The sequence below is a fragment of the Streptomyces platensis genome, from assembly GCF_008704855.1.
GTDB classification, from domain to species: domain Bacteria; phylum Actinomycetota; class Actinomycetes; order Streptomycetales; family Streptomycetaceae; genus Streptomyces; species Streptomyces platensis.
In genome coordinates this window covers 3,848,975-3,873,415 of sequence record NZ_CP023691.1, presented here as the reverse complement: position 1 = coordinate 3,873,415, position 24,441 = coordinate 3,848,975, and the positions used below count along the sequence as shown (strand labels likewise).

18 protein-coding genes and 1 pseudogene are annotated in these 24,441 nt (G+C 71.7%); 7 read left to right on the top strand and 12 right to left on the bottom strand.

Features of this window, described 5'->3' with window-relative positions; genetic code table 11:
• The first annotated feature begins 29 nt into the window (after positions 1–29).
• Positions 30–2,656, top strand: a pseudogene (gene afsK, locus CP981_RS38155) (protein serine/threonine kinase AfsK).
• A gap of 76 nt (positions 2,657–2,732) precedes the next feature.
• Here the strand turns inward: afsK and CP981_RS16890 are convergent.
• Entirely contained in the window at positions 2,733–3,716 is a 984-nt protein-coding gene (locus tag CP981_RS16890) for an IS481 family transposase (RefSeq protein ID WP_150522341.1), read from the bottom strand.
• Positions 3,717–3,878: 162 nt separating this feature from the next.
• A complete protein-coding gene (locus CP981_RS39385; protein WP_107429545.1) occupies positions 3,879–4,859 on the bottom strand; it encodes a hypothetical protein in 981 nt (326 codons plus the stop codon).
• Between the two features lie 194 nt (positions 4,860–5,053).
• Here CP981_RS39385 and CP981_RS16875 point away from each other — a divergent pair, with 194 nt between their 5' ends.
• Positions 5,054–5,602: a hypothetical protein gene (locus CP981_RS16875; protein WP_085925808.1), complete on the top strand. Its 549-nt coding sequence runs from the start codon at positions 5,054–5,056 to the stop codon at positions 5,600–5,602.
• 24 nt (positions 5,603–5,626) lie between these two features.
• On the opposite strand, the gene CP981_RS16870 is transcribed toward CP981_RS16875, so the two are convergent.
• The 3 genes from CP981_RS16870 to CP981_RS16860 all read right to left on the bottom strand — a co-directional run bounded on the left by CP981_RS16870 (position 5,627) and on the right by CP981_RS16860 (position 8,178).
• Positions 5,627–6,421, bottom strand: a complete 795-nt coding sequence (locus CP981_RS16870) for an enoyl-CoA hydratase/isomerase family protein (protein ID WP_085925807.1) — start codon at positions 6,419–6,421, stop codon at positions 5,627–5,629.
• Entirely contained in the window at positions 6,418–6,900 is a 483-nt protein-coding gene (locus CP981_RS16865; RefSeq protein WP_085925806.1) for a Zn-ribbon domain-containing OB-fold protein, read from the bottom strand. Before CP981_RS16865 ends, CP981_RS16870 begins: the two co-directional genes overlap by 4 nt.
• 126 nt (positions 6,901–7,026) lie before the next feature.
• Positions 7,027–8,178 carry a lipid-transfer protein gene (locus CP981_RS16860; protein WP_085925805.1) on the bottom strand — a complete coding sequence of 384 codons (1,152 nt, stop codon included), beginning with the start codon at positions 8,176–8,178 and terminating at the stop codon, positions 7,027–7,029.
• A 105-nt stretch (positions 8,179–8,283) separates the two neighbouring features.
• On the opposite strand from CP981_RS16860, the gene CP981_RS16855 reads away from it, so the two are divergent.
• Positions 8,284–9,924 carry a FadD3 family acyl-CoA ligase gene (locus CP981_RS16855; RefSeq protein ID WP_085925804.1) on the top strand — a complete coding sequence of 547 codons (1,641 nt, stop codon included), beginning with the start codon at positions 8,284–8,286 and terminating at the stop codon, positions 9,922–9,924.
• A gap of 77 nt (positions 9,925–10,001) precedes the next feature.
• Here CP981_RS16855 and CP981_RS16850 read toward each other — a convergent pair whose 3' ends face one another.
• Both CP981_RS16850 and CP981_RS16845 read right to left on the bottom strand, forming a co-directional pair.
• Entirely contained in the window at positions 10,002–10,589 is a 588-nt protein-coding gene (locus tag CP981_RS16850) for a TIGR03086 family metal-binding protein (protein WP_085925803.1), read from the bottom strand.
• Between the two features lie 186 nt (positions 10,590–10,775).
• Complete coding sequence (locus tag CP981_RS16845) at positions 10,776–11,498, bottom strand: dienelactone hydrolase family protein (RefSeq protein WP_425282136.1); 723 nt, start codon at positions 11,496–11,498, stop codon at positions 10,776–10,778.
• Between the two features lie 125 nt (positions 11,499–11,623).
• Between CP981_RS16845 and CP981_RS16840 the strand changes: the two genes are divergently transcribed.
• A complete protein-coding gene (locus tag CP981_RS16840) occupies positions 11,624–12,106 on the top strand; it encodes a MarR family winged helix-turn-helix transcriptional regulator (RefSeq protein WP_085925802.1) in 483 nt (160 codons plus the stop codon).
• Between the two features lie 72 nt (positions 12,107–12,178).
• Here the strand turns inward: CP981_RS16840 and CP981_RS16835 are convergent, their stop codons facing one another.
• From CP981_RS16835 to afsR, 4 genes are all read right to left on the bottom strand, one after another.
• Positions 12,179–13,732 (bottom strand): class I adenylate-forming enzyme family protein, encoded by a 1,554-nt coding sequence (locus CP981_RS16835; RefSeq protein WP_085925801.1) that lies wholly within the window; start codon positions 13,730–13,732, stop codon positions 12,179–12,181.
• A 250-nt stretch (positions 13,733–13,982) separates the two neighbouring features.
• Positions 13,983–14,174, bottom strand: a complete 192-nt coding sequence (locus CP981_RS16830) for a hypothetical protein (protein ID WP_085925800.1) — start codon at positions 14,172–14,174, stop codon at positions 13,983–13,985.
• Positions 14,175–14,419: 245 nt separating this feature from the next.
• Positions 14,420–14,722, bottom strand: a complete 303-nt coding sequence (locus tag CP981_RS16825) for a hypothetical protein (RefSeq protein WP_085925799.1) — start codon at positions 14,720–14,722, stop codon at positions 14,420–14,422.
• Positions 14,723–14,937: 215 nt separating this feature from the next.
• Positions 14,938–17,865, bottom strand: coding sequence for an SARP-family global regulator AfsR (gene afsR, locus CP981_RS16820; RefSeq protein ID WP_085925798.1), 2,928 nt, complete (start codon positions 17,863–17,865; stop codon positions 14,938–14,940).
• A 258-nt stretch (positions 17,866–18,123) separates the two neighbouring features.
• On the opposite strand from afsR, the gene CP981_RS16815 reads away from it, so the two are divergent.
• Positions 18,124–19,362, top strand: a complete 1,239-nt coding sequence (locus CP981_RS16815) for an amidohydrolase family protein (protein ID WP_085925797.1) — start codon at positions 18,124–18,126, stop codon at positions 19,360–19,362.
• An 83-nt stretch (positions 19,363–19,445) separates the two neighbouring features.
• On the opposite strand, the gene CP981_RS16810 is transcribed toward CP981_RS16815, so the two are convergent.
• Complete coding sequence (locus tag CP981_RS16810) at positions 19,446–22,256, bottom strand: toll/interleukin-1 receptor domain-containing protein (protein WP_085925796.1); 2,811 nt, start codon at positions 22,254–22,256, stop codon at positions 19,446–19,448.
• Positions 22,257–22,462: 206 nt separating this feature from the next.
• Between CP981_RS16810 and CP981_RS16805 the strand changes: the two genes are divergently transcribed.
• Together CP981_RS16805 and CP981_RS16800 are read left to right on the top strand one after the other, a co-directional pair.
• The gene (locus CP981_RS16805; RefSeq protein ID WP_085925819.1) at positions 22,463–23,365 is read left to right on the top strand and encodes a DUF4231 domain-containing protein; all 903 of its coding nucleotides are present in this window, start codon (positions 22,463–22,465) and stop codon (positions 23,363–23,365) included.
• 158 nt (positions 23,366–23,523) lie between these two features.
• Positions 23,524–24,435: an LLM class F420-dependent oxidoreductase gene (locus tag CP981_RS16800; protein ID WP_085925818.1), complete on the top strand. Its 912-nt coding sequence runs from the start codon at positions 23,524–23,526 to the stop codon at positions 24,433–24,435.
• Positions 24,436–24,441: the final 6 nt, after the last annotated feature.

Genomic DNA, 24,441 nt, shown 5'->3' with positions numbered 1-24,441 from the left:
TTTATGCCCCACGGGGAGGTGGCAGGTAAGTGGTGGAGCAGCTGAAGCAGCTGACGCAGCACGATCCCCGGCGGATCGGCCCGTTCGAGGTACTCGGTCGTCTCGGGGCCGGCGGTATGGGACTGGTCTATCTCGCGCGCTCGGCGTCCGGGCGGCGCGTGGCGATCAAGACGGTGCGTACCGAGCTCGCCGAGGACCAGCTGTTCCGGGTCCGCTTCACCCGCGAGGTCGAGGCGGCCCGCGCGGTCAGCGGCTTCTACACGGCCGCGGTGGTGGACGCCGACCCGCGCGCGGCGGTGCCCTGGCTCGCGACGGCCTATGTCCCCGCGCCCTCCCTCGAGGAAATAGTCAATGAGTGCGGGCCGCTCCCGGCCCAGGCGGTGCGCTGGCTGGCGGCCGGGATCGCCGAGGCGCTTCAGTCCATCCACGGCGCGGGCCTGGTCCACCGCGACCTGAAGCCGTCGAATGTGCTGGTCGTCGAGGACGGCCCCCGGGTGATCGACTTCGGTATCGCCTCCGGGGTGTCCAACACCCGGCTGACGATGACCAATGTGGCCGTCGGCACGCCCGCCTACATGTCGCCCGAACAGGCCCGGGACTCGCGCAGTGTCACGGGCGCGAGCGATGTCTTCTCCCTCGGATCGACGCTTGTCTTCGCCGCCACCGGACATGCGCCGTTCCATGGCGCCAACCCCGTCGAGACCGTCTTCATGCTGCTGCGGGAGGGCCCCGACCTGGCGGGCCTGCCGGACGAACTCCGCCCGCTCATGGAGTCCTGTATGCAGATGGAGGCCGGCCAGCGGCCGTCCCCCGCCGATCTCCAGTCCCAGCTCGCGCCGCACCTCTTCGGCTCCGGCAGCGACGACAGCGGTACCGCCTCGGCCTGGCTGCCGCCCGGCGCGGTGGGCCTCATCGAGAGCCGGCGCGGCGGCCGCACCACCGTGCCGGGCAACGGTCAGCGGGCCGGTTCCGGCCGTGGCGCCGTCCGCCCGGCGCCCGCCGCGCCGCCGGCCCCGCCCGCGTCACCCCCGATGCCCGCCGCGCAGCCCGCCCACGCGCCGCGGCGGCCGGAAACGTCCCCGCCGCCGCGGAGTCCGGCTGGCCCGGCCAGATCGGCGCGGGCCCCGGCGCGCACCGCGGCGGCGACCCGCGCAGTGGCCACCCCGGCCCGATGCCGCAGCCCGCGGTGCTCGGCCCGGACGCCTCGACGGCCCGTGCGACCCCGGTCTCCGCGCCGCCGCCCGCCGCCGCGCTGTCCGCCGCACCGCCCGTCCCCTCCTCCGCCACCGGGGACGGTGCCGCCGGTCCCGTACAGCTCGGTGGTTCGCCCGCTCCCATAGGGCCGGGGCCGCGCGCCGACGCTCCGCCGCCGCGCGCGCAGGCCGGTGCCGCGACGAACTGGGTACGGCCGCCCGGCGCCGGGCCCACGACCGGGGTGCCCCCGCAGGGCCCGGCCAACGGCGGGGAGAGCCCGCCCCGCGGTGAGGCCGCGCCGCCCCCGCCGCCCGAGGCCCCGCCCGAGGCGGGCCGCTGGCGCCCCTGGCGGTTCCGGATGTCGAACGATGTGTGGGGCACCCCCGCCGTCGCCGACGACCTGCTCTACGTCACCTCCTTCGAGGTGCATGCGCTCGATGTGGCCAGCGGGCGCCGCAAGTTCAAGACCCGTGACGTCGCCTGGGCGATGGCCGTCGCGGACGGCCGGATCCACGCCTCGGACGGCCCGAGCCTGTACGCGCTGGACGCCGGCGACGGCACCGAGCTCTGGCGGCTGAACACCGAGGGCTGGGTCTACGCCCTCAAGGTCGACCGCGGGACCGTCGTCACCAGCACCCGCGGCGGCGGCATCCAGGCATGGGAGGCCGCCAACGGCGAGCTGCTGTGGGAGACCGGCGGCGTCCAGACCGACTTCGAGACCGCCGAGGCCGGGCCCGTGGTGCACGAGGGCACGGTCTTCGTGTGGGCCGACGCCCGGCTCAAGGCGCTGGAGGCCCGGACCGGCGCCGAGCGCTGGTCGTATCCGGTGGGCGACGCTGCGGCCTGCGGCGGGGTGCCGATGCGGCTGCTGCCGGCGTCGGACGGTGCGGTCTATGTCGTGGCCGGTACCCGGGTGCTGGCGATCGACATCGCACGCGGCGACGTGCGCTGGCACTTCGAGGCGCCCGCGGTGTTCCTGAGCCCGCCTGCCTTCGCCCCCGGCCCGGCCGTCACCGGCGGCGGGGTCTATCTGGCGGACTACCTCGGCACGGTCTACGCGCTGGACCCGGCGGACGGCCGCGACCGCTGGCGGATCGCCACCGAGGCCCGGCAGTCCACCGAACCCGTCCTGGTCGCGCACGGCGCGGTCCATCTGGGCAGCGGCAAGGCGCTCTACACCCTCGACGCGGTGACCGGCACCCCGCGCTGGCGGTTCCAGGCCGGCGCGGAGGTCATCGGCGCACCGGTCGTCGCGGAGGGCCGGGTGCACTTCGGCTCCGCCGACCACTGCCTCTACACGCTCGACGCGATGGGCGGCCAGCTGCGCTGGAAGCTGGCGACCGGCGGCGAGATCACCGGCTCGCCGGTGGCGGTCGGCGGTGTGGTGTACGCGTGCAGCAAGGACCGCTGTGTGTACGCGCTGGACGCGGCCAAGGGGACGGGGCTGGCGCGGCGGTCGTGAGGCGGGGGCGGGCCCCGCGCTGCTTCCCGTAGGGGACGGGCGGCGGGGCGCCTCCCGTAGGGGATGGGCCGGTCGCCTAGGTGTATTGACCCGGAGGGTTGTTAACGCGGCTGATGGGTGGCTTGCCTCCGAGTGCGGTGTGGCACCGGTGATGGTTGTAGTTGTGCAGGAAGGTGTCCAGTGCGGCGGTGCGCTCGTCGTTGCTGGTGTAGGGCCGTAGGTAGGCCCATTCGTCGAGCAGGGTGCGGTTGAAGCGTTCGACCTTGCCGTTGGTCTGTGGCCGGTAGGGGCGGATGTGTTTGTGGGCGATGCCGGCCGCGGTGAGGGTCTGGGTGAACAGCTTGGACTTGTAGCAGGAGCCGTTGTCGGTCAGGACACGCTCGACCGTGATGCCGTGGCGGGCGAAGAATGCCTGGGCCCGCTGCCAGAAGGCGATGGCGGTTTCCTTGCGTTCGTTGGTGAGGACTTCGCTGTAGGCCAGGCGGGAGTGGTCGTCGACGGCGGAGTGGATGTAGCTGTAGCCGATCACCGGCTTGGAGCTCTTGCGCTGGTCGGTGGTGGCCTGCTTGTTGTGGGCGCCCGCGGTCCTGCCGACCGTGCGCCAGCCGCCTCCGTCGGGGATACTGCCGAGTTTCTTGATGTCGACATGGACCAGCTCGCCGGGGCCTGACCGTTCGTAGCGGCGGATCGGCTCGCCTGTGGGCCGGTCGAGCCAGGCCAACCGGTGCAGGCCGTGGCGGGCAAGTATGCGGTGGGCGGTGGAGGCCGGGAGGGCGAGGATCGGACCGATTCTGGCCGGGCCCAGCTTGCGGGTCTGCCGAAGCGCGCAGACACGGTCTTCGACGTCAGGCGCCGTGCGGTGGGGGGTCCTGTGCGGTCGGCTGGAGCGGTCCTGCAGGCCGGCGTCTCCTTCTGTCCGCCACCGTCGCATCCACTTGTGAGCTGTGGGCCGCGATATGCCCATTTCGGCGGCGACGTGGGCCACGGGCCGTCCGGCGCGGACACGTTCGACCAGCAGCCGCCTGCCGTAAACGGTCAGCCGGGCATTACGGTGGGACACGAAGACCTCCGTGCGGTGTAGTCCTAGACACCTCCACCACACCGGAGGTCTTCGCCATGATCAAGCCCGGCGACTGTTAACAACGCTCGTGATCAATACACCTAGGGGACGGGCTGTTCGTCAGGGGACGGGCCGTTCGCCGTCCCGTATCTGCCCGTGGGCCTACTCCCGTTCCTCCGGGGGACGTTCACGCCGGTCGGGCTGTTCGGGCGGTTCGGGCTGCTCAGGCGGTTCGGCCTGGGTGGGGCGCGGCTGACGGTGTTCCCTGCCCCACTCCACCGGTGGTGTGGGCGGCTGCTGATGGCCGGGCCGGGTCGGCGGCGGAGGAGGGGGCGGCGGCCGCTGTTGTTGTGGCTGCTGCGGGGGTGGTTGCTGCGGCTGTTGTTGTGCCTGCGTCCGTTGTTGTTGCTGCGGGGGCGGTGGTGGGGGCGGGGTGACCGGCAGGGGAGTGGTGGGGGTGTCCTGCCCCGGCCCGTACGGGCCGCCTCCGGGGCCGCCGGGACCGGCCGGGGGTCCGGCGGCGGGGGTGGGGCCGGTCGGGTACGGCTCCGGATTCCACTCCTCGGCCCCGGGGCGTCCCGCGTCCCACGGTTCGGGCGTCCCCGGGGGGTAGGGCGTGTACGGGTCGTAGGGCCCGCGTTCGTCGTAGCGCTCGTCGTACCGCTCGTCGTGCGGAGAGCGGCCGTAGCGGCCGTCGTCGTAAGGCCGGTCGTCGTAGTCCGAGCCGTAGACCCGGCTGGGGCGGCCCCGCATGATCAGGGCGCCGAGCAGCAGCAGTGCGCCGCCGCCCAGGGCGTTGGCGACACCCACCCCCAGGCCCCGGGCGCCGGCCGTGAGTTCGCTCGCGGCCTGGCCCTGGCGGACCATCCACAAAATGGTGAACCCCAGCACCACCAGGCCCGCGAGGGCGACCAGCCCCCGGGAGCGCAGGGCGACACCGATCAGGGTCAGCAGAGCGGCGAAGGCCATGGGGAGGAGGATGGAGCCGAAGAGCGCGGCGCTGTTGTGGGTGACCCCGTCGAAGAGGTCCTCGATCCGCACGTCACTACCGTGACGGCCGTCGTACCAGGGACGGAAGGGGCTCCAGACGGCGGCCGCCGCTCCGGCGAGGGCGATCAGCGACCCGAGAACGTTGCGCACCACGGGCGTCGCCTCGCTTCGGGTCGTCCGGTCATCCTCCGGGACCGACGCTACGCCTGAGCCCTGGTAGGCGCGAGCCACGTACGCCCGCCCGCGTTGCCGGGGCCCGTAAGGGGTGTCACCCGCGCTTGCTAGGGTGCCGTGCACGCGTCAATTGAAGAGTGATGAGCTCAGAGTTTTCACGGGGGATGGGCAGAATGAAGCAGCGCATGCGCACGGGCATCCGCGGGGGCACCCGTACGGGTATCAGGGCAGCGGTCGCGGCCGGACTGGCGCTGGTGACGGTGGCGACGGTGAGCGGCTGTGCCTTCGGCCGGCCCCGGGTGAAGGTGCCGGTCTCCTTCCCGAGCCCCACGTACTCCAGCTCGTACGACGCGTCCGCGTCCGCGTCCCCGGCGTACGAGCCCACCTACTCGCCCTCGCCGACCCAGGAGACCTACGACCCGGACGGGCGGTCGGATGTCAGGGGCAGCGGCTGTGACTTCTCCGATTCGCTGCGCCAGTTCACCTACACGGTCTCCATCACCAACCCATCCATGAACGATTCGTTCTCCTATGACATGGCCGTCAACTGGATGAAGGCGAAGCCGGCCGACGGCAAGGCGTACGGGCTGCACGAGCGCTCGATCACCGTCGGTCCCGGCGACACCGAGACGTACACCGCCAAGTACACCGTCAACCAGTCCTCCATCGGGCAGTTCTGGTTCACCTGCGAGATCACCCGGGCGCACAAGACCCGTCTGTGAGGCCCAGGGCCCGTAGGTGAGGGGTCACCTGACCAAAGGGGGACCGCTCTGCCCGCCGGGCCGGCCGTCCTCCCGCTTCCGGCCGGCGAACAGTCCGGCCTGGCGGTCCGGGGGCAGATTGCCCAGCGCGATCAGCTGGGGGGCGTGCGCCAGGGCCTGCGATCTGGCTGCCTCCTTGGCCGTCCACAGGGCGCGTACCGTGCCCTGGACCGCCCCGGTCGGCTGCGCGGCGAGCACGGCCGCGCGGCGCAGCGCCACCTCGGCCGCGGCGCCGGGTGCGGTCAGTTCGGAGACCAGGCCGATCTGGTACGCCCGGGACGCGCCCAGCCGCTCCGCCGTCCCCATCAGGGCCAGCCGGGCGGCCTCCCCGTAGGGCATCCGCTGTGCCATGAACACCGCCTCGTACGCGCTGACCATCCCGTAGGTGGTGTGCGGGTCGAAGAAGGTGGCGTTCTCGGCGGCGACGAGGAACTCGGCCTCGCCCAGGAGGTAGAACGCGCCGCCGCAGGCCATGCCCTCGACGGCGGCGATGACCGGCTTCCACAGGTCGTTGGCCTTCGGGCCGATGTGGAGCAGCGGGTCGTCGACGGAGTAGGGGGAGGACGGCTGGGGGACGTCGACGGAGCGGTCGATGCCGGTGCAGAAGGCCCGGCCGCCGGCGCCGGTGAGCACGGCGGCCCGTACGGTGTCGTCGAAGCGCAACTCCCGCCAGACTCCCGCGAGTTCGTCGGCGGTGGCGAGGTCGATGGCGTTGTGCCGCTCGGGCCGGTCGAGGGTGACCAGCGTGACCCCGTCGGCGCTCTCCGTGCGGACCGTCATGGCCGCTCCAGGAGCCAGCGGGGTACGGTCACGCCTCCTGGCATGGTGTGGAAGACGGCCTTCACCGGGGCGCCGATGCGCAGCCGGGCCGGGTCGACGGAGTTGAGCGGGGCATCGGCGGCGGTGACGAGGTTGCCGACGAGGCGGATGCCCGGGGCCTCGGCCAGCTCCACGATGATCGCGTTGTAGCCCGGCTGCTCGGCGTACGCGGGCAGCAGCGGCGGGTGCGGCAGGACGTAGGACCAGATACGGCCGCGGCCGCTCATCCGCTGCCAGCGGGCGCTGAAGGACCGGCAGTGCGGGCAGCAGGGCCGGGGCGGGAAGCGCAGGGCGTCGCAGTCGGCGCAGGCCTGGATGCGCAGTTCGCCCCGGGCGGCGTACTCCCAGAAGGGCGCGCCGTCGTCGTCCGGGACGGGAAGCAGCAGGCCGGCGGCGCTGTCGGAGCGATTGTCAGTGGCGGGTGCCACGCTCGGTGTCATGGCATCGCGAACGGACTCACGCACCGACTCACGAACGGGCTCGGGCCCTGACTCAGACTCACGAACGGGCTCCCGCACGCTTTCCCGCACGGACTCGGGCGCGGCATCACGAGGGCTCATGGCGTATCAACTCCTCAGCAGCAGGGCCGAGGTGGGCACGCCCTCGCCCGCGGTGACCAGACAGGTGGCGGCGTCGGGGACCTGCGCGGTGCTGGTGCCGCGCAGCTGCTTGACGCCTTCATTGATCAGGTTGAAACCGTGCACATACGCCTCGGAGAGACCGCCGCCGCCGGTGTTGAGCGGGAGCCGGCCGCCGATCTCCAGCGCGCCGCCCTCGGTGAAGGCCGCGCCCTCACCGCGTCCGCAGAAGCCGTAGCCCTCCAGCGAGAGGGGGATCAGGGGGGTGAAGGCGTCATAGATCTGTGCCACGTCGACGTCCTGCGGTCCGAGGTCGGCGCCCTTCCACAGGTGCCGGGCGGCGGTCCAGGCCGGGCCGGTGAGCGGATCGTCGGTCCAGTAGTTGACCATGCCGTGGTGCTGGGCGGGCAGGCCCTGGGCGGCGGAGTGCACGTAGACGGGCCGCTGCCGGCAGTCGCGGGCGCGCTCGGCGGAGACCACGACGCAGGCCAGCGCCCCGTCGGTCTCCAGGCAGTTGTCGAACAGGCAGAGCGGCTCGCTGATCCAGCGGGCGGTCATATACATCTCGCGGGTCAGCGGGCGCTCGTACATCATCGCGGCGGGATTCTGGTTGGCCCGGTTGCGGCAGGCGAGTGCGACATTGAAGAGGTGGTCGCGGGTGGCGCCGTATTCGTGCATATAGCGGCGGGCCAGCATGCCGATCTCGTCGGCGGGGCGCAGCAGCCCGAAGGGGCGGGTCCACTGTCCCGGGGTGGGCAGCTGGACCTGGGTGTTCTTCCAGGGGCGCGGCCCCGAGCCGCGCTTACGGGACCGCCAGGCGACGCCGACGCTCGCCTGGCCGGTGGCGATGGCGGCGGCCAGATGCGCCACCGTCGCGCAGGAACCCCCGCCGCCGAAGCCGACCTTGGAGAAGTGGGTGAGGTCCCCGGCGCCGATGGCCTTGGCTATCTCGACCTCGTCGGTCTCCTCCATGGTGTAGGAGGCGAAGGCGTCCACCTCCGAGGGGGCGATTCCGGCGTCGTCCAGCGCCGCGACGATCGCCCGGCAGGCCAGCGTCTTCTCGGATTCCGGGAGTTGCCGGGCGAACGGGGTCTGTCCGATACCGGCTATCGCCGTAGCGTCCTTGAGGGTCGCCCCCATCGCCACCTCCGTGGTCGGTCGCCAGTGCTGACAGCGGAGGAGGCTACCGCTAATCTGACGGTCAGTCAGCTAGTGGCGTACAGCTCTTCGGCGGGAGGCAGTGCGATGCACGACGACGTGGATGCGCGGGCGGACCTGGAGTACGGCGTCATCCCCCGTCTGGTGCGCGCGGCCGCCCGGCGGTACGGCTCCCGGGAGGCCGTGGTCGAGGGCCGCACCCGGGTCACGTACGCCGAGCTGGGCGAGCGGGTGGAGCGGGCGGCGGCCGCCTGTATCGCCTCCGGGGTCGCGCCCGGCGACCGGGTGGCCGTATGGGCGCCCAACACCCTGGACTGGATCGTCTCCGCCCTCGGGGCCGTCACCGCCGGCGCCGTCCTGGTCCCCGTCAACACCCGCTTCAAGGGCACCGAGGCCGCCTACGTCCTGCGCCGCACCCGCGCCAAGCTCCTCTTCATCACCGGCACCTTCCTCGGCACGTCCTACATCGCCGCACTCCGCCGCGCCGCCCGGGAAGGCGCCGGTCCCGGCCCGCTGCCCGGACTCCCGCGGCTGGAGAAGGTCGTGGTGCTCTCCGACGACGCCCCCGCCGACTTCGCCACCTGGCAGGAGTTCCTCGCCGACGGCGCCGCGGTGCCCGCGGAGACCGTCCGCGCCAGGGCCGACGCCCTGCGCTCCGACGCCCCCTCGGACATCGTCTTCACCTCCGGCACCACCGGCCGCCCCAAGGGCGCCGTGATCACCCATGCCCAGACCCTGCGCGCCTACGACGTCTGGAGCGAACTGGCCGGCCTCCGGGAGGGCGACCGCTACCTGATCATCAACCCGTTCTTCCACACCTTCGGCTACAAGGCCGGGATCATCGCCTGTCTGCTGCGCGGCGCGACGATGATCCCGCAGCCGGTCTTCAGCGTGGAGACCGCGCTCGCCAAGATCGCCGCCGAACGGATCTCCGTCCTCCCCGGCCCGCCCACCCTCCATCAGCAGCTCCTCGACCACCCGGCCCGCGCCCGGCACGACCTCTCCGCGCTGCGCCTGGTGGTCACCGGCGCCGCCGTGGTCCCCCTGGAGCTGGTCGAGCGGCTGCGCGGCGAGCTGAAGATCTCCACCGTTCTGACCGCCTACGGTCTTTCGGAGAGCTCCGGCGTCGTCACGATGTGCCGCCGCGGCGATCCGCCCGAGGTGATCGCCGCGACCTCCGGCCGGGCGCTCCCCGGCACCGAGGTCCGGATCGTCGACGCCGCGGACCGCCCGGTGCCGCCCGGCGACCCCGGCGAGGTGCTGGTCCGCGGCTACCACGTGATGTCCGGCTACTTCGAGGACCCGGCCGGAACCGCCCGCGCGATCACCCCCGACGGCTGGCTGCGCACCGGCGACGTGGGTGTGCTCGACGCGGACGGCAACCTCCGGATCACCGACCGCATCAAGGACATGTTCATCGTCGGCGGCTTCAACGCCTATCCCGCCGAGATAGAGCAACTCCTCGGCCGCCACCCGGACATCGCCGAGGTCGCCGTCGTCGGCATCCCCGACCCCCGCCTCGGCGAGGTGGGCAAGGCCTATGCGGTCCGCCGCGCCGGCTCGCTGCTCACCGCCGACGATCTGATCGCCTGGTCCCGCCGCGAGATGGCCAACTACAAGGTTCCGCGGGAGGTCGCCTTCGTCCCCGCCCTCCCGCGCAACGCCAGCGGCAAGATCCTCAAGACCCGGCTGCGGGAGGGCGCCCCGGGGCCCGCGCCCGCCGCGTGACCGGGCCGCCCGCCGGCCGTCCGGGGCCCGCGCCCGCCGCATGACCGGGCCGCCCGTCGGCCGTCGGAGGACCCCGGCTACGACGCCGGCGGCGTCCAGTCGGGCCGGCGGCCGCTGAGCGCCACCACCTGGTCGAGGAGCGGGGCATCCGCCGCCACCGCCACCGGCGGGCCGAACGGCCCGCGGTCCCCGCCCTCGGCCGAGGGCGCCAGCAGCGCATACGAGACCCCGAGGCTCGCCGTATCGGGCGCGTACTCCTGGCCGGTGGCCCGCGCCAGGTCCCAGCCGTGCAGCACCAGCTCGTTGAGCGCGATCCGGCCCGCGATGGCCGCGGGCAGGTCCACTCCGCCCGCCCGCGTCTCGCCCTCCCAGGCCTCCGGGGCGTGCCAGGCCTCCGTCATCCCCACCAGATTCCGGTCCAGCTCGGTGCGCCACCCGGACTCCACATCGGGCACCGACGTATCGGGGGAGACGTTCGTCATCGGCCCGAGGTCCTTGCGCGCCGCCGCCTGGAAGGCCGCGGTCAGGCCGACGAGATGGCCCAGCAGATGGCGCACCGCGTACGCCTCGCAGGGCGTGGGGGCTTCGAGCTGCTCATCGGCGGTGCGGGCCGCGAGCTGCGACACCAGCCGGGCCTGCGCCGCGAAGTCGATCGTCTCGGTCATCGTGCGGTCCTTCCGTCCTGCCGGTGCGTGCTGCCGGGCCGCCACCGGTGCGGCCGTCCCACACGCGCTGCCACTCCCAGTGAAGACTCCACCGGGCCCCGGAACTCATCGCCACACCGCGGCCCGGCCCCGGCCGGGGCTGTCTGGCGGAGCAGGGACGGGCCCGGGGCATGGGGGGCCGGTGCCTCAGCCGTTGGCCAGGGTGCGGCCGAGGAGCGGGAGCAGGCGGTCCCAGTGACGCTGAAGTGCGGCGGGGTCGAAGGCGTCGGTGTCGGACATGGTGAAGCCGTGGACGGTGCCGGGGTAGATCTCGGAGAGGTGGTCGACACCCGCGGCGTCCAGGTCCTGGTTGAGCTCGCCGAGGGCCTCGGGCGTCACGTCGGATGCGGCGTGGCCGAGGTAGACCTGTGCGGTGATCTTGGCCAGGCTGTCCGGCCCGTCGGCGGCCACGGGGCCGTGGAATCCGGCGACGGCGGCCACCTGGCCGGGGTGGGCCGCGGCGGTGCGCATCGCCAGCAGGCCGCCGATGCAGTAGCCGGTCACCCCGACCGGTCCGGCGCTGACCTCCGGCTGGGCGGTGAGGAACCTGAGATAGGCCTCGGCGTCGCGCAGGGCACGTTCGGTGGTGTGCGCCTCGATCAAGGGCATCAGCCGGGCGAAGACCGCGGGCCGGTCCTCTTCTCCGAGGTGCTCAGGAAGTTCGATCACCGGTGCCGGGCCGTGCCGGTAGAAGAGGTGGGGGACGAGCACGTAGTACCCGTGCCCGGCCAGTTCGCGGGCCATCGCCGTCAGCGCGGGCCGGATGCCGAAGCCGTCCGCGTACATCAGCACCCCTGGGTGCCGCTCGCCGTGGTCGGGGAAGGCGGCGAAGGCGTCGGCCTGGCCGTCCGTGGTGGGAATCTGCACCATCTTGGTGGGAATAGCGGGTCTTCCTTCCTCGGTGTTCACCGAATGAACGTTTATTGCACTAACGTTTTCGGTGGAGGCGAACGTACATCGTTAGTCTGACTAACGCAATGGGTAGGATGGGCGCCATGACCGGAGCCGAAGCCGCGGACCTGCCCGACGACGGAGCGCGCGAGACGCCCGGCAGGCTGCGCCGGCGGGCGAGCCGGCTGCTGTCGCAGCTGACCGTGCGGTCGGACCGGCTGATCAATGAGGGGCTGGGCCGGGTCGACGCCCGCAAGTGGCACTACGCCGTGCTCGCCTCACTGGTGGAGTACGGGCCGGCCAGCCAGGCGACGCTGAGCCGGCGCACCGGCATCTACCGCAGCGACATGGTCGGCGTGCTCAACGAACTGGCCGAGCGCGGCCTCGTCGAGCGGGTCCCGGACCCCGACGACCGGCGCCGCAACATCATCACGATCTCCGCCCGGGGCCGCCGTCGCCTGCCCCGCCTCGACAAGGTCCTGGACGACCTCCACGACGAACTGCTCGCACCGCTGAGCCCGGCCGAACGCGACCAGCTCGTACAGTTGCTCACCCGCCTGCTGGACCACCACACCCGGACTTCCTGACCCCGCATAGCGGCTGCCCGGCGCGCGGTCTTTCAAGTCGCCGCCTGTGTCCGGCCTATCCGGGCCATGCCTCTACTCCGTATACCGCTCCCGCAGCACCGACTTGAGCACCTTGTGCAGCGGCCCGCCGCGCGGCAGTTCGCCGACGGTCTCCAGCTGCTCCGGCAGCTTCTGTGTCATCAGCCCGGCCGCCCGCAGATGCGCGGTCAGCCCGTCCAGGGTCAGCGGCGGTGCGGCCGGATCGGCGGGCGTGACCACCGCGCACACCCGCTCGCCGCGCTCCCGGTCCGGCAGTCCGATCACCGCGGCCTCCGCCACCGCCGGATGGGTGCGCACCAGCTCCTCGATCTCCTGCGCGGAGAGGTTCTCGCCCTTGCGGATGATGATGTCCTTGAGCCGCCCGGTCAGCACCAGATGCCCGTCGGGGCGCAGATACCCCAGGTCACCGGTGCGGAAGGCGCCGTCGGCGGTGAATGCCTCCGCGGTCAGCGCCGGATCGGTGTAGCGCCGGAACAGCATCGGCCCCTCGACCGTCACCTCACCGCTCTCCCCGTCCCCGGCCCCGGACCCGTCCGGCCGGATGATCCGCACCCGCGCGCCCACCACCGGCCTGCCGACCGTCCGCGCGAGCTGCTCGTCGCTGTCGTACGGCGTCCCCATCGCGATCATCGGACACTCGGTCATCCCGTACCCGTGCACGATCGCGCACTCCAGCTCCCGCCCCGCCGCCGCATACAGCTCCGGTGGCATCGGCGCCCCGCCACCGGAGAGCAGCCGCAGCGAGGGGATCAGCCGCCCGGCGTGCGGCAGTTGCTGCCGGTAGCGGCGCGACTCGTCCAGGAACGCCTGGTAGAACGCGGTGCTGCCGCCCGCCATGGTGACCCCGTGCCGCCGGTGGACGGCGGCCGCGCGGCCCGGCTCGAAAGTGTCCAGGATGACCGCGGGAAAGCCGCTGACCAGCATGGCGATGACATAGTCCGGACCGGCGATATGCGCGTACGGAAAGGCGATCGAGCCGATGTCGTCCGCGGACATGCCGAGCGCGGTGGCCAGCCCGACGCCACCGGCGATGAGCGACGCATCGGTGTGCTCCACCCCCTTAGGGGCGGAGGTCGTGCCGGAGGTGTAGTAGATCCAGGTGGTGGCCCCGTTGTCCCCGCCGGACGGCGCGGCGGGCAGCCCGGCCGGGTCCGCCGTGGGGAGCCCGTCCCCGACCGGGAGCACCCGCACGCCGTCCCCGGCGAGCTTCCGGACCATCGCGGTGTGATCGAACCCCCGCCACACGCCCGGTACGAGCACGAACTCCGCTGCCGACTCCGCCAGGATGAAGCCGACTTCCCGCTCCCGGTGCAGCGGAATCACGGGCGTCTGCACGGCACCCAGCCTGGCCAGCGCCAACGACGCGACAACCGTCCCGACCCGCGTCGGCAACTGCCACGCCACCCGCGTCCCGGCCCCGACCCCGAGCTCCCGCAACCCGGCCGCCACCCGCAGCGCCTCGTCCCGCACACCGTCGAAGGTGGCCGCCCGCCCGTCCCCGTCGAAGAACATCGGCTTCCCGCCCGAGGCCCGCGCGCGGTACTCGACCAGTTCCCAGAGCGTCCGTATACGGGCGGGGTCGAACATGGGGCGCCTCCTGGCTGCTGGCAGGGCAGATGAGTGCCGCGGCACTGTAGCACCGGAACTGACGAGTCGTCAGATGTGGGGCAGGAGGAAAATCCGGCGGCGACGGCTGATCCGGCACGCGCCCGCCCACAGGGTGGAAAAGGGCAACGGGGTCCGGGCGTCAGCCCGGCCCCCGCTCTGCGTTACGCCTCGCCTCGCATGCCGGCGGCCAGGGCGCTGGGCGATATGCCGCGTGCGCGCCGTGGAGCGATCAGGGCATGTGGTTGTCCGGCGGCGACAGCGGGGCGTGGCGGTCCAGCGATATCGCCGGGGAGCCGGCCTGGGCCGTCAGGGAGTGCGGCGGCCCGGGCATGTGGTTGTCGGCCGTGGCGGGCAGCGTGGCGACGCCCAATGCGGCCGCCGCGATACCGGCGACGATAAAGGCCTTCTTTGCGTGGGTCATTCCAACTCCTTGGAGAAGAGGGGAGGTTGACGTTCACGAAACACGCTAGCGGTAATTGCGGGCAGATGTTCGATCATCATGGAAATGCGAGAAATATCGCCAGTTTTGCGGTGGAAGGCAAAAACGCCGCAGGGACCGGTTTTCGATGGCATCCCCTCCGCGCCATCGAAACCGGCCCCTGCGATCCCCCGAATACCCCCCCGTTGGTTTGACGGGCCCTCACTCGGAGTCGTGGTGAACGGGCGTCAGTCCTTCTTGGAAACGCCGTTCCCCGGAGTGGGCTGGTGATTGTCGTCCGTCAGGGGCGTGGCGATCGGCTGGTGGTTGTCCATGGGCTTGAGGACGTCCCGGTCCTCGGACTTCTTCACCTGGGTGCCGACGCCGGCTCCGCTGATGGGCTGGTGGTTGTCCATGGGCTTGAGGACATCCCGGTCCTCGGACTTCTTCACCTGCGTGCTGACGCCGGCTCCGCTGATGGGCTGGTGGTTGTCCATGGGCCGGATGATGTCCCGCTCACCTGGGACTGCGGCCTTGTTGTCGGCGTTCACTTGGATCAACTCCTGTGTGGGCGCTTACTGCTTGGTCACCCGGCCGGCGACTCCCCCGTGGGCCGCCGGACGGGCGTAGCATGGCCGCTTACGATAACTGTGCGGCCTGGGCACCGAGCCGCTTGCCCCCCGAGGCGGCGGATCGATGTTGTTAAGAGTGGCCCGACGCGATGAACGATCGATAAACGTCGGAGTCCACCGCCCGGTGAACGCGCTTATGCGATCACGGTGGGCGAGAGAAGTGCCTGCACAGCGGTGCCGTCAGAGGAACCCAGGCGCTCGAACGTAGCCAGTGCTTCCTGCCAGCACACCCTTGCACGGCCGGTCTGCCCGAGGGCGTGCAGCGCGCGCCCCAGGGTGGTCAGGACCGTGGCGCGCCAGGAATCGCCGCCGATGCCGCGCAGCGCGGTGAGCGCCTGTTCGGCATGGTTGGCGGCGGTGGCGGGCCGGTGGGCGGCGAGCTCGACCTCGGCGAGCCGGAAGTTGGTCATCCCTTCCCAGAAGCGCTGCCGGCTGTCCCTGAAGATGGCCAGGGCGGCGGTCAGCTGCTCGGTCGCCTCCTCCAGGCGCATGGCCTGGGTGTAGGCGAGAGCGAGGGCGTACATACCGTTCGCGAGCCGGCGCTTGGCCCCCAGCCGGCGGTATATCGAGAGCCCTTCTTCCGCCAGGTCGATCGCGCTGTCCACGCGCCCGGTGTCCAGATGGACACGGGAGAGATTGCACAGGGCGCTGGCCTCGGCCTGCCGGTTCTTGTCGTCGCGGAAAGCGGACAGGGCCTGTCGCAGATAACCCTCCGCGTCGGCATGGCGGTGCTGCGCGTTGGCGATGATCCCGCGGTCATTGGGAGCGGACGACGAGACGTAGGGGTCCTCGGAGGCAAGGCCGAGCAGCATGGCGGACTTGGCGTTCTCATCGGCCTCGTCCAGCCGTCCCGACAGCGTGCGGACGTACGTGAGCGCCAGGTGGAAGCGCGCTTCCGCGTGCTGGTCCCCGGCCTCCCGGGCGGCCGTCAGCAGCGTGACGTTGGCCTGCTCGTACTGGAGCGCGTCGGCACCGGATTCGGCCAGGTCCTTGGTGAGCAGTAACAGATCGGCGGCCCGTCGCAGGGTGTCCGGGCTGCTGGACTGCCGGGCACAGGCGAGCAGACATCCGGCCTCGTTGAACAGCCATTCCAGGGCCGCCGCACGGTCGGCGAAGACGAGGCCCGGGTAGTTGGTGGCCTCCATGTGGTCGATCAGGCGGTCACCCGGGCGTTCGAGCGCGTACATCCGTGCGGCGGTCGCCAGATAGAAGTCCAGCAGCCGGGAGATCGCCAGGTCCCGCTCCGACGGCGGGTGTTCGTCCCGCTCGGCGCAGGCACGCGCGTAGAGCCGTACCAGGTCGTGGTAGCGGTAGCGGCCCGGTGCGGCGGACTCCAGGAGCGAGCTGTCCACGAGGGATTCGAGGAGTTCCTCGGTGTCCTCAGTGTCCATGTCAAGCACGGCGGCGGCTGCGGCCAGTGAGATGTCCGGGCCGTCCGCCAGCCCCAGCAGCCTGAACGCACGGGCCTGCGCGGGCTCCAGCTGCTTGTAGCCCAGCTCGAAGGTGGCCTTCACGGCGAGGTCGCCGGCCCGGAGTTCGTCCAGGCGGCGGCGCTCGTCGCCGAGCTTGCGGGCCAGGATGGACACCGTCCACGTACGGCGGGCGGCCAGCCGGGAGGCGGCGATACGGATGGCCAGCGGGAGGAAGCCGCAGGCCCCGACGACGGCCATGGCGGCCTGCCGTTCCGAGGTGACACGTTCCTCGCCGACGATGCGGGTGAAGAGCGCGAGCGCTTCTTCCGGGCTCATCACGTCCAGGTCGACGAGATGGGCACCGGCCAGGTCGATCATGCGGGCGCGGCTGGTGATCAGGGCGGCGCAGCCCTCCGTGCCGGGCAGCAGCGGCCGGACCTGGGAGGCGTCCCGGGCGTTGTCCAGGAGGGTCAGCACCCGGCGGCCGGCCAGGATGGAGCGGAAGAGCGCCGAACGCTCCTCCAGGCCATCAGGGATGGAGGCGTCGGGTGTGCCCAGGGCGCGCAGGAAGGCGCCGAGGACGGCGACCGGTTCGGAGGGGTTGTGGCCGGCGCCCTGGAGGTCGACGTAGAGCTGTCCGTCGGGGAAGTGGTCGCGGGCGGCGTGGGCCACATGCACGGCGAGAGTGGTCTTGCCGACGCCACCGATGCCGGTCAGGGCCGAGACGGCCATCACGCTGCCCTCGGCGGTGGCGAGTTGGTCGCCGAGCTCGGTGACGAAGGCGGCGCGGCCGGTGAAGTCGGCGACCGTGGCCGGAAGCTGCTGGGGGCGCACCACCGCGGAGGCGGCGGGGTCGGTGTCGAAGCTGACGGCGGGCGCGTCCAGATCCGGGTCCGCCTGAAGAATCCGCTGCTGGAGATCGGAGAGCGAGGCGCACGGGTCGACCCCCAGCTCGTCCGCGAGCAGCCGGCGGGTGTCGGCGTACACCGCGAGCGCCTCGGCCTGCCGTCCGCTGCGGTACAGCGCGAGCATGAGGAGTTCGCGCAGCCGTTCGCGCAGCGGGTGGGCGGCGGTGAGCGCGGTCAGCTCGGACACCGCGTCGGCGTGGCAGCCGGCTTCCAGTATGAGTTCGAGGCGGGACTCCGTGAGGGACAGCCGCCATTCGTCGAGGCGGGTGCGCTGGGTGTCGGCGTACGGGCCCGCGAGGCCGGCCAGCGGTTCGCCCTCCCACAACGCCAGTGCCTTGTCGAGGAGTTCACGGGCGCGGCTGCGGTCGCCGGTCGCCCGGGCCTTCTCCGCCTCGGCGGCGTACTGCTCGGCGTGATCGTGGTCGAGGTCCAGCGGGCGGCCGTCCACCGGGCGGATCGCATAGCCGCCGGACTCGCTGACCAGGGCGTCGGCGCCCAGGGCCTTGCGGAGCCGGGAGGCGTAGGTGCGCAGCGCGGCGAGCGCGGCATGCGGCGGCTCGTCGCCCCAGAGGGCATCGACGAGTTCGGGCGCGGTGGCGGTGCGGCCGCCGCGCAGCAAGAGCGCAGCGAGCAGCGCCCGCTGCTGCGGGGAGCCCGCTGCCAGCGGTGTTGCGCCGCGCCAGGCCCGTACGGGACCGAGCACGGTGAAGCGGAGCCGCTCCCGCCCCGGACCGTCGTCCATGGTGCCCCCCTGCCGTGTGTGGCATCTGTTCGCGCTGTGCGCACTACCTCGCTGTGTGCAACGGCCAGTCTGCCTTGTCGCGGCTGCTTACGTCAGTAGGGGTCCGGACCGTCCACAAAGCCTCCTCGGACGATCGGTGACGGAGGCGGGGTGGCGCAGGGCAGGGGCGCGGAGGTGAAGCTTCCGTGCGCCCCCTGCCATGCGGTCCGCCTCTTCCGGTAGCTGACGCATCGTCAGATCAGCGCTACCGTATCCGCCATGGAGACCTTCCCGAAGATCATCTCGGTGGACGACCACACGGTGGAGCCCCCCAACGTCTGGCGGGACCGGCTCCCGTCGAAGTACCAGGACACCGGCCCGCGCATTGTTCGGGCGCCGGTGAAGGAAATGAGCTTCGTGGGCGGAAAATTCGCTCCAAAGATGGGTGCCGTCGGTGACGACGGGCCGATAGCCGACTGGTGGGTCTATGAAGACCTGCACCGTCCGCTGACCCGCCTCGACACGGCCGTCGGCTATGCGCGCGACGACATCAAACTCGAAGGCATCACCTACGAGCAGATGCGGCCGGGCTCCTTCAGCGTGCCCGACCGATTGGCCGACATGGATGTCAATCATGTTCAGTCGGCGCTCTGTTTCCCGACCTTTCCCCGTTTCTGCGGCCAGACGTTCACGGAGGCCAAGGACCGCGAACTGGGCCTGCTGGGAGTGCGCGCCTACAACGACTGGATGGTGGAGGAGTGGTGCGGCCCGCAGGCGCGCGGGCGGCTGATCCCGCTCGGGCTGATCCCCTTGTGGGACGCCGAGCTGGCCGCCGCGGAGGTACGGCGCAACGCGGCCCGCGGTGTCCGGGCCGTCTGCTTCAGCGAAATCCCGCCCCACCTGGGGCTACCCAGCATCCACACCGACTACTGGGACCCGTTCCTGCGCGCCTGCGACGAGACCGGCACGGTCATCGCCATGCACATCGGCTCGTCCAGCAAGATGCCCTCGACCTCCGCCGACGCCCCGCCCGCCGTCGGATCGACGATCACCTTCGCCAACTGCTGCTTCTCGATGGTCGACTGGCTGATGAGCGGTAAGTTCGACCGCTTCCCGGACCTGAAGATCATGTACGCCGAGGGGCAGATCGGCTGGATTCCGTATGTCCTGGAGCGCGCGGATGTGGTCTGGGAGGAGAACCGCGGCTGGGGCGGCGTCGCCGACAAGGTCCTCCGCCCGCCGTCCGAACTCTTCACCGAGCACATCTACGGCTGCTTCTTCGACGACGCCTTCGGCCTGAAGAACCTGGACGCGATCGGCGCGGGGAACGTGCTGTACGAGACGGACTACCCCCACTCGGACTCGACCTGGCCGAAGTCGCGGGAGGTCGGCGAGTCCCAGATGGGCCACCTGGCGCCGGACGTGGTGGAGCGGATCGTCCGCGGGAACGCGATCTCGCTGCTGGGGCTGACGGGGGAGGGGCTCTGGGGGCCGTCCGCTCCGAAGCCGGCGGGGTGACGGCGGGATTCAGGTGCATCGCAGGCCTGCCTGTCGACCACCGGCCGCCGTCGCCTCCTGACCGGTCGCACGCCGCTCCGCCGTCAGCCACAGGTAGGCCGGGACGGCGGGGCGGTCCCCACATAGCGGCGCCATTCGGCGTCGGTCAGGTTGCGGTCGGCGATCCGGCAGAGCCCCTCGATCCAGGAGGCCACCGAGAAGTCCCATGAGAGGACCTCGCCGCCTTCGGTGGCTGTCCACAGGGTGCCTGCGCTGTCCATCACGAAGCCGGTGTGCTCCCCGATGCCGCCGTTGCCGGACATCGTATGGAGCGGGATGGGGATCTCGGGGCCGCCCAGCCGGTCCCCGGTGTCCGCGTCCCACCTGGTCAAGGCGCCGCTGTCGGCCAGGGTGAGGACCGTGCGGCCGTCCGCGCTCGACGTCACCCGGGCCCCGTTCGGTTCGTCGCTCCGCCAGCGGAACCGCTGTGTGTCCAGGTCCCAGCGGGCGAAGGTTCCTCTGCTGCCGTCGAGGAACAGCGCGTGTCCCCCGCCGGCCAGCGCGAGCGCATTCACCTTCTCGCCGTCCAGGCGAACCGACTGCGTCTTCCGGCCGGAGTCGACGTCGTAGAGGTCGACGGCGCCGTCGGTGTTCTCCACCGCGGCCGTCCGGCCGTCGTCGCTCAATGAGGAGAGCAGGCCGCGATGAGGGTCGCCGGTACCGCGTGGTACCGCGATCCGGGTGCGCTGCGCCGACGGGCCGGCGACATGGACGGCCCCGTCGTCCGTGGTGAGGACCAGGGAGCCGTCCGCGCGCGGGCTGATCGCGATCGGGTCCCGGTAGTCGTCCTGCGGTCCGGAGAAGGCCACCGTGCGCCGTTTCACCAGGCGGGTGTCCTGGATCTGCCATGACTGCACGCCGCCGGACAGGCCGGCGTACAGGGTCCGGCCGTCGGGGCTGAAGGCGAGCGCGTCGTAGAGGGCATCCTCCCCGCCCACGAGCATGCCGCGGCGCTTCGGGCTCCAGACGTGCAGCCTGGTTTCCTTGCCGAAGGTGTCGTCCTGCAGGGGGTTGTCCCAGGCGACCTGGCCGTCCGGGCCGACGGCCAGCGCCGGGCTGTGGATCATGGTCTCGTCATCCGAGAGGGGCAGGCCATGTGCATGGGCCGTCCGGGATGACTGCTGGAGGTTCCACAGCGCGACCGTCCGGCCGTGTGCGGAAGCGAGCCTTTCTCCCGAATCCGAGAACCGCAGCAGCGAGGGGCGGCCGACACCGGTGAGCGTGCGGAGCCGACCGGTCTCCCCTTTGGTCTGCGCGTCGGCCACCGTGATGCCGGACGCCGTGCCCACGGCCATCCGGCCGTTGTCGGACAGCGCCAGCAACCTGGCTTCCTCGTTGGGGAGCGCGGGGAAGTCCGGGCAGGTGTCGGCGAGGGACTCGTGGCCCTTGCGTTTCGGCAGTCCGGTGCTGATGAACTGCCCGAATTTGAGGTAGCCGAAGCAGTGGCCACCGTTCGAGACGGCCTGCACGTACTGGCCGGCGGGCAGGGAGAACTCGTTGCTTTCCAGGACCGTGCGCAGCTCGGGCACGGTGTACAGAGCGCCGCCACCCACCCTGTCGCGCACCAGAAGGTGGGAGTCGACGTTCTGGAAGACGGTCACGGTGCCGGAGTGCCCGGTGTGCTTCGCGCGGACCATCCTTCCGCTTTCCTCGTACAGTGCCACCGTGCCGGCCTCGTCCACGACGGCCAGTTGTCCCGCCATGCCGAATCCCAGTGAGGAAACGCTTTTCGGCCGGGGAGCGAGCCGTCGCAGTGTCTTGCGCGTGAGGTCATAGACCCCCACATTGCCCTTGCTGTCCCCGGCGGCCAGCCGCTTCCCGTCCTGGCTGAAGCCCACTGCCGTGATACGGCCCGGCAGCGAGGTCCGGGCGCGCAGGGCGCGGCTGTCGGCGCGCCGCACCGCCACCGCACCGCCCTCGTCCCCGACGGCGACCGTCTTGTCGTCCGTGCTGAAGGCGAGTGCGCTGATGTCCTTCGCGCTCGACATCATGCTCACCAGATGAGGGCTGTCCGTGGAGAGCCGGTTCAGCGTGGCGATGGCCTCGGGCGACTCCTGCATGCGGTACGCCTCGATCGCCAGCAGCGAGGCCAGCCGAAGGTTTCCGTCCTTGAGGTTCAGGGCGGTCGCGGCCAGCTGCCGCGAGGTCGCCAGCAGGGCCTGCCGCTGGGCCTCGTCCCGCTGTTGGACGGCGTTCACCCACCCCAGGCCCGCTGCAACGGCGAGAGCGGTGATGACGGCGAGCGCACCGCGCACGAGCCGCTTCGTCCTGCGCTGCCGGGTGACGTCCGCACCGATCAGATCCTCTTTGGGGCGCCCGTGCAGCGGGGCCGCCAGGTCGGCCACGCATTGCTGGAAGCGCGAGTCCCGCAGCGAACCGGGATCCGCTTCCGACATCCAGCGCAGATCGACCCACCGCGGCTCGTCGCTGAACATCCCCGCCATGGTGCGCGGCAGGCAGGTGGTGTGCTCCCAGTTGAAGTCCCCTGCCCCGTGGTCCCACTTCAGCTCGCCACCGGTGACGACGATCAGCATCCGCCGCGCCCCGAGGCCGGCGCGCCACCAGTTGATCTCCTTCTGCACCCAGTCCGATCCGGCGGACCTCGGGCAGGCGAGCAGGATGAAGGCGCCGGAATCCGCGAGATGCCGCTCGATTTCGGGCCACAGCCCCGGGTTTGCCGACAGCGAGGCATTGTCGAGGAAGATGCGCAGTGCGCGTAATTGCCGCCAGCTGCTGCGCGCGAAATTCTGTAGCCCCCGCCGAAGATGATCAGCCTTGGCGCTGTCGGCCGCATGGCTGTAGGAAAGGAAGGCGTCGTAGCGGTGGGTGCGCTGTGAAACGTTCTGACCAGCCATTCCGGTTCCCCCGTTGTCAGGTCGGGCACGGGGGCGCCGCACGTCCCCGTCGCCGCATCATCCACACCGCCGGGGCGAGGTGCAACGGCGCCTTGCAGTGGTGAAGTTGGCAGCGCCACGCCGTCTCGTTCCCGGCCCGGCTCCCTTTCTTGAATGCCGGGATGGCCTGGTCGATCGGCTCTACACTTCCTTCGTATTTCGGACTGATGTTGCGGGATGCGAGGGGGCGGGCTGCGGTGAGCGAGGGGCAACCACTCGGCGAAGCGGATTTTCCGGCGGTGTTCCGGTCGGCGGACGCCGCTTCTCTTACGGGGCAGCGCCGCCACATGTGGGGCACGAAATGGCGGTTGGTGCTGACGGTCCTGGCCGCCGTCTGCGCGGTGTCGGGCAAGGACGCGGCGGTGGCGGTGGTGCTCCTGGCCTTCTTGGCGACCGTCTACTTAGAGGTGTGGATGCTCGCGGAGCGGCCGGAGCGTGCCTGGTACGACGGCCGTGCCCTGGCGGAGTCGGCGAAGACGCTGTCCTGGCGGTACGCGGTGGCGGGCGAGCCGTTCCCGGCCGCGCTGCCCGTGGACACCGCGGAACGCAGGTTCCACGAGCGGCTGGAGGTCCTGCTCAGGGAGGCGCCGGCCGACAGCATCGTTCCGGTCGGCTCGATGGCCGCCACCCCGGCCATGGGCGAGTTGCGCCGCAGTCCGTTCGCGGTCCGTAAGCAGGCCTACCTCGCCGGGCGCATCGCGGACCAGCAGCAGTGGTACGGGACCAAGGCGGCCATGAACATCGCCCTGGCCCGGCGCTGGCGGATCGGCCTGATCGTGGTGGAAGGGCTGGGTGTGCTCGCCGCCGTGCTGCGCCTGATGAAGGTCATCGACTTCGATCTGCCCGGTGTGCTGGCGGCGGTGCTGGGTGCCGGGGCCGCCTGGTTGGCGGTGCGGCAGTACGAGTCGCTCGGCCGCGCCTACACCTTCGCGGCCACCGAGCTGAGCATCGTGCACCAGCGACTGTCCGCGACCCATGAGGAGTCGGACTGGGCGCAGGAGGTGGCCGACGCCGAGGAGGCGATCAGTCGCGAACACACGATGTGGCGGGCCTCCCGGGGCGCCGCGTAGCCCCTTGCGCACCGGCGCCGCCCTTGCCTGATGCCGCGCCAGGCACCACGATGTCCCGCGCAAGCTATGTGACGGTACGTCAGATATAGCTGGAGGGGCCGGTGGACGGCGTGCGTGATGGGGTGTGGCGGCCGGAGGACGGGCGGCTGGTGTACGGCATGCAGTTGCCGGTGCAGTCGCAGAGCACGCTGTTCGCGGAGAGCTGGGAGGCGGCCGCGGGGCCCGCTGAGCTGGTCGAGATCGCGCGGGTGGCGGACCGGTGCGGCTTCGCGTATGTCGCCTGCTGTGAGCATCTGGCGATTCCGCGGCGGCTGGCCGAGGCGATGAGCACCGTCTGGTACGACCCGGTGGCCACGCTGGCGCATCTGGCCGCCGTGACGGAGCGGGTCCGGTTGCTGAGTCATGTGGCGGTGGCCGGGCTGCGGCATCCGCTGATCACGGCCAAGCAGTACGCGACGCTGGACCGGCTCTCCGGCGGGCGGCTGATCCTCGGGGTCGGCGCCGGGCACGTGGCGGAGGAGTTCGAGGTGCTCGGGGTGGACTTCGGGCGGCGTGGGGCGGTGCTGGACGAGACCCTCGACGCGCTGAAGGTGGCGCTGGGGCCCGAGGAGTTCCCGGAGTTCGCGGGGGAGCGGTTCGCGTTCGAGGGGCTGGGGCAGGCGCCGCGGCCGGTGCAGACGCCGAGGCCGCCGATCTGGGTGGGCGGCTCCTCGCCCGCCGCCGTACGCCGGGCCGCCGAGCGCGGCGACGGCTGGCTTCCGCAGGGTGACCGGCGCGATCAGCTGCCCGGCCAGATCACCAGGCTGCGGCGGCTGCGGGAGGCGGCCGGCATCGGGGAGCCGGTCGTGATCGGCACCATCGCCGAGCCGCTGTACGTCGGTGAGCCGGGCTGGGAGGTCGGCCGGCGGACGCTGTCCGGGGCGGCGGAGCGGATCGCGGACTCGCTGCGGGAGTACCGCGCGATGGGTGTGCAGCAGGTCCAGGTGCGGTTCCGCAGCCGGAGCCGCGGTGAACTGACCGATCAGATGGTGGCGTTCGGCTCGGAGGTCGCGCCGCTGCTGAACGGCTGACGGCCC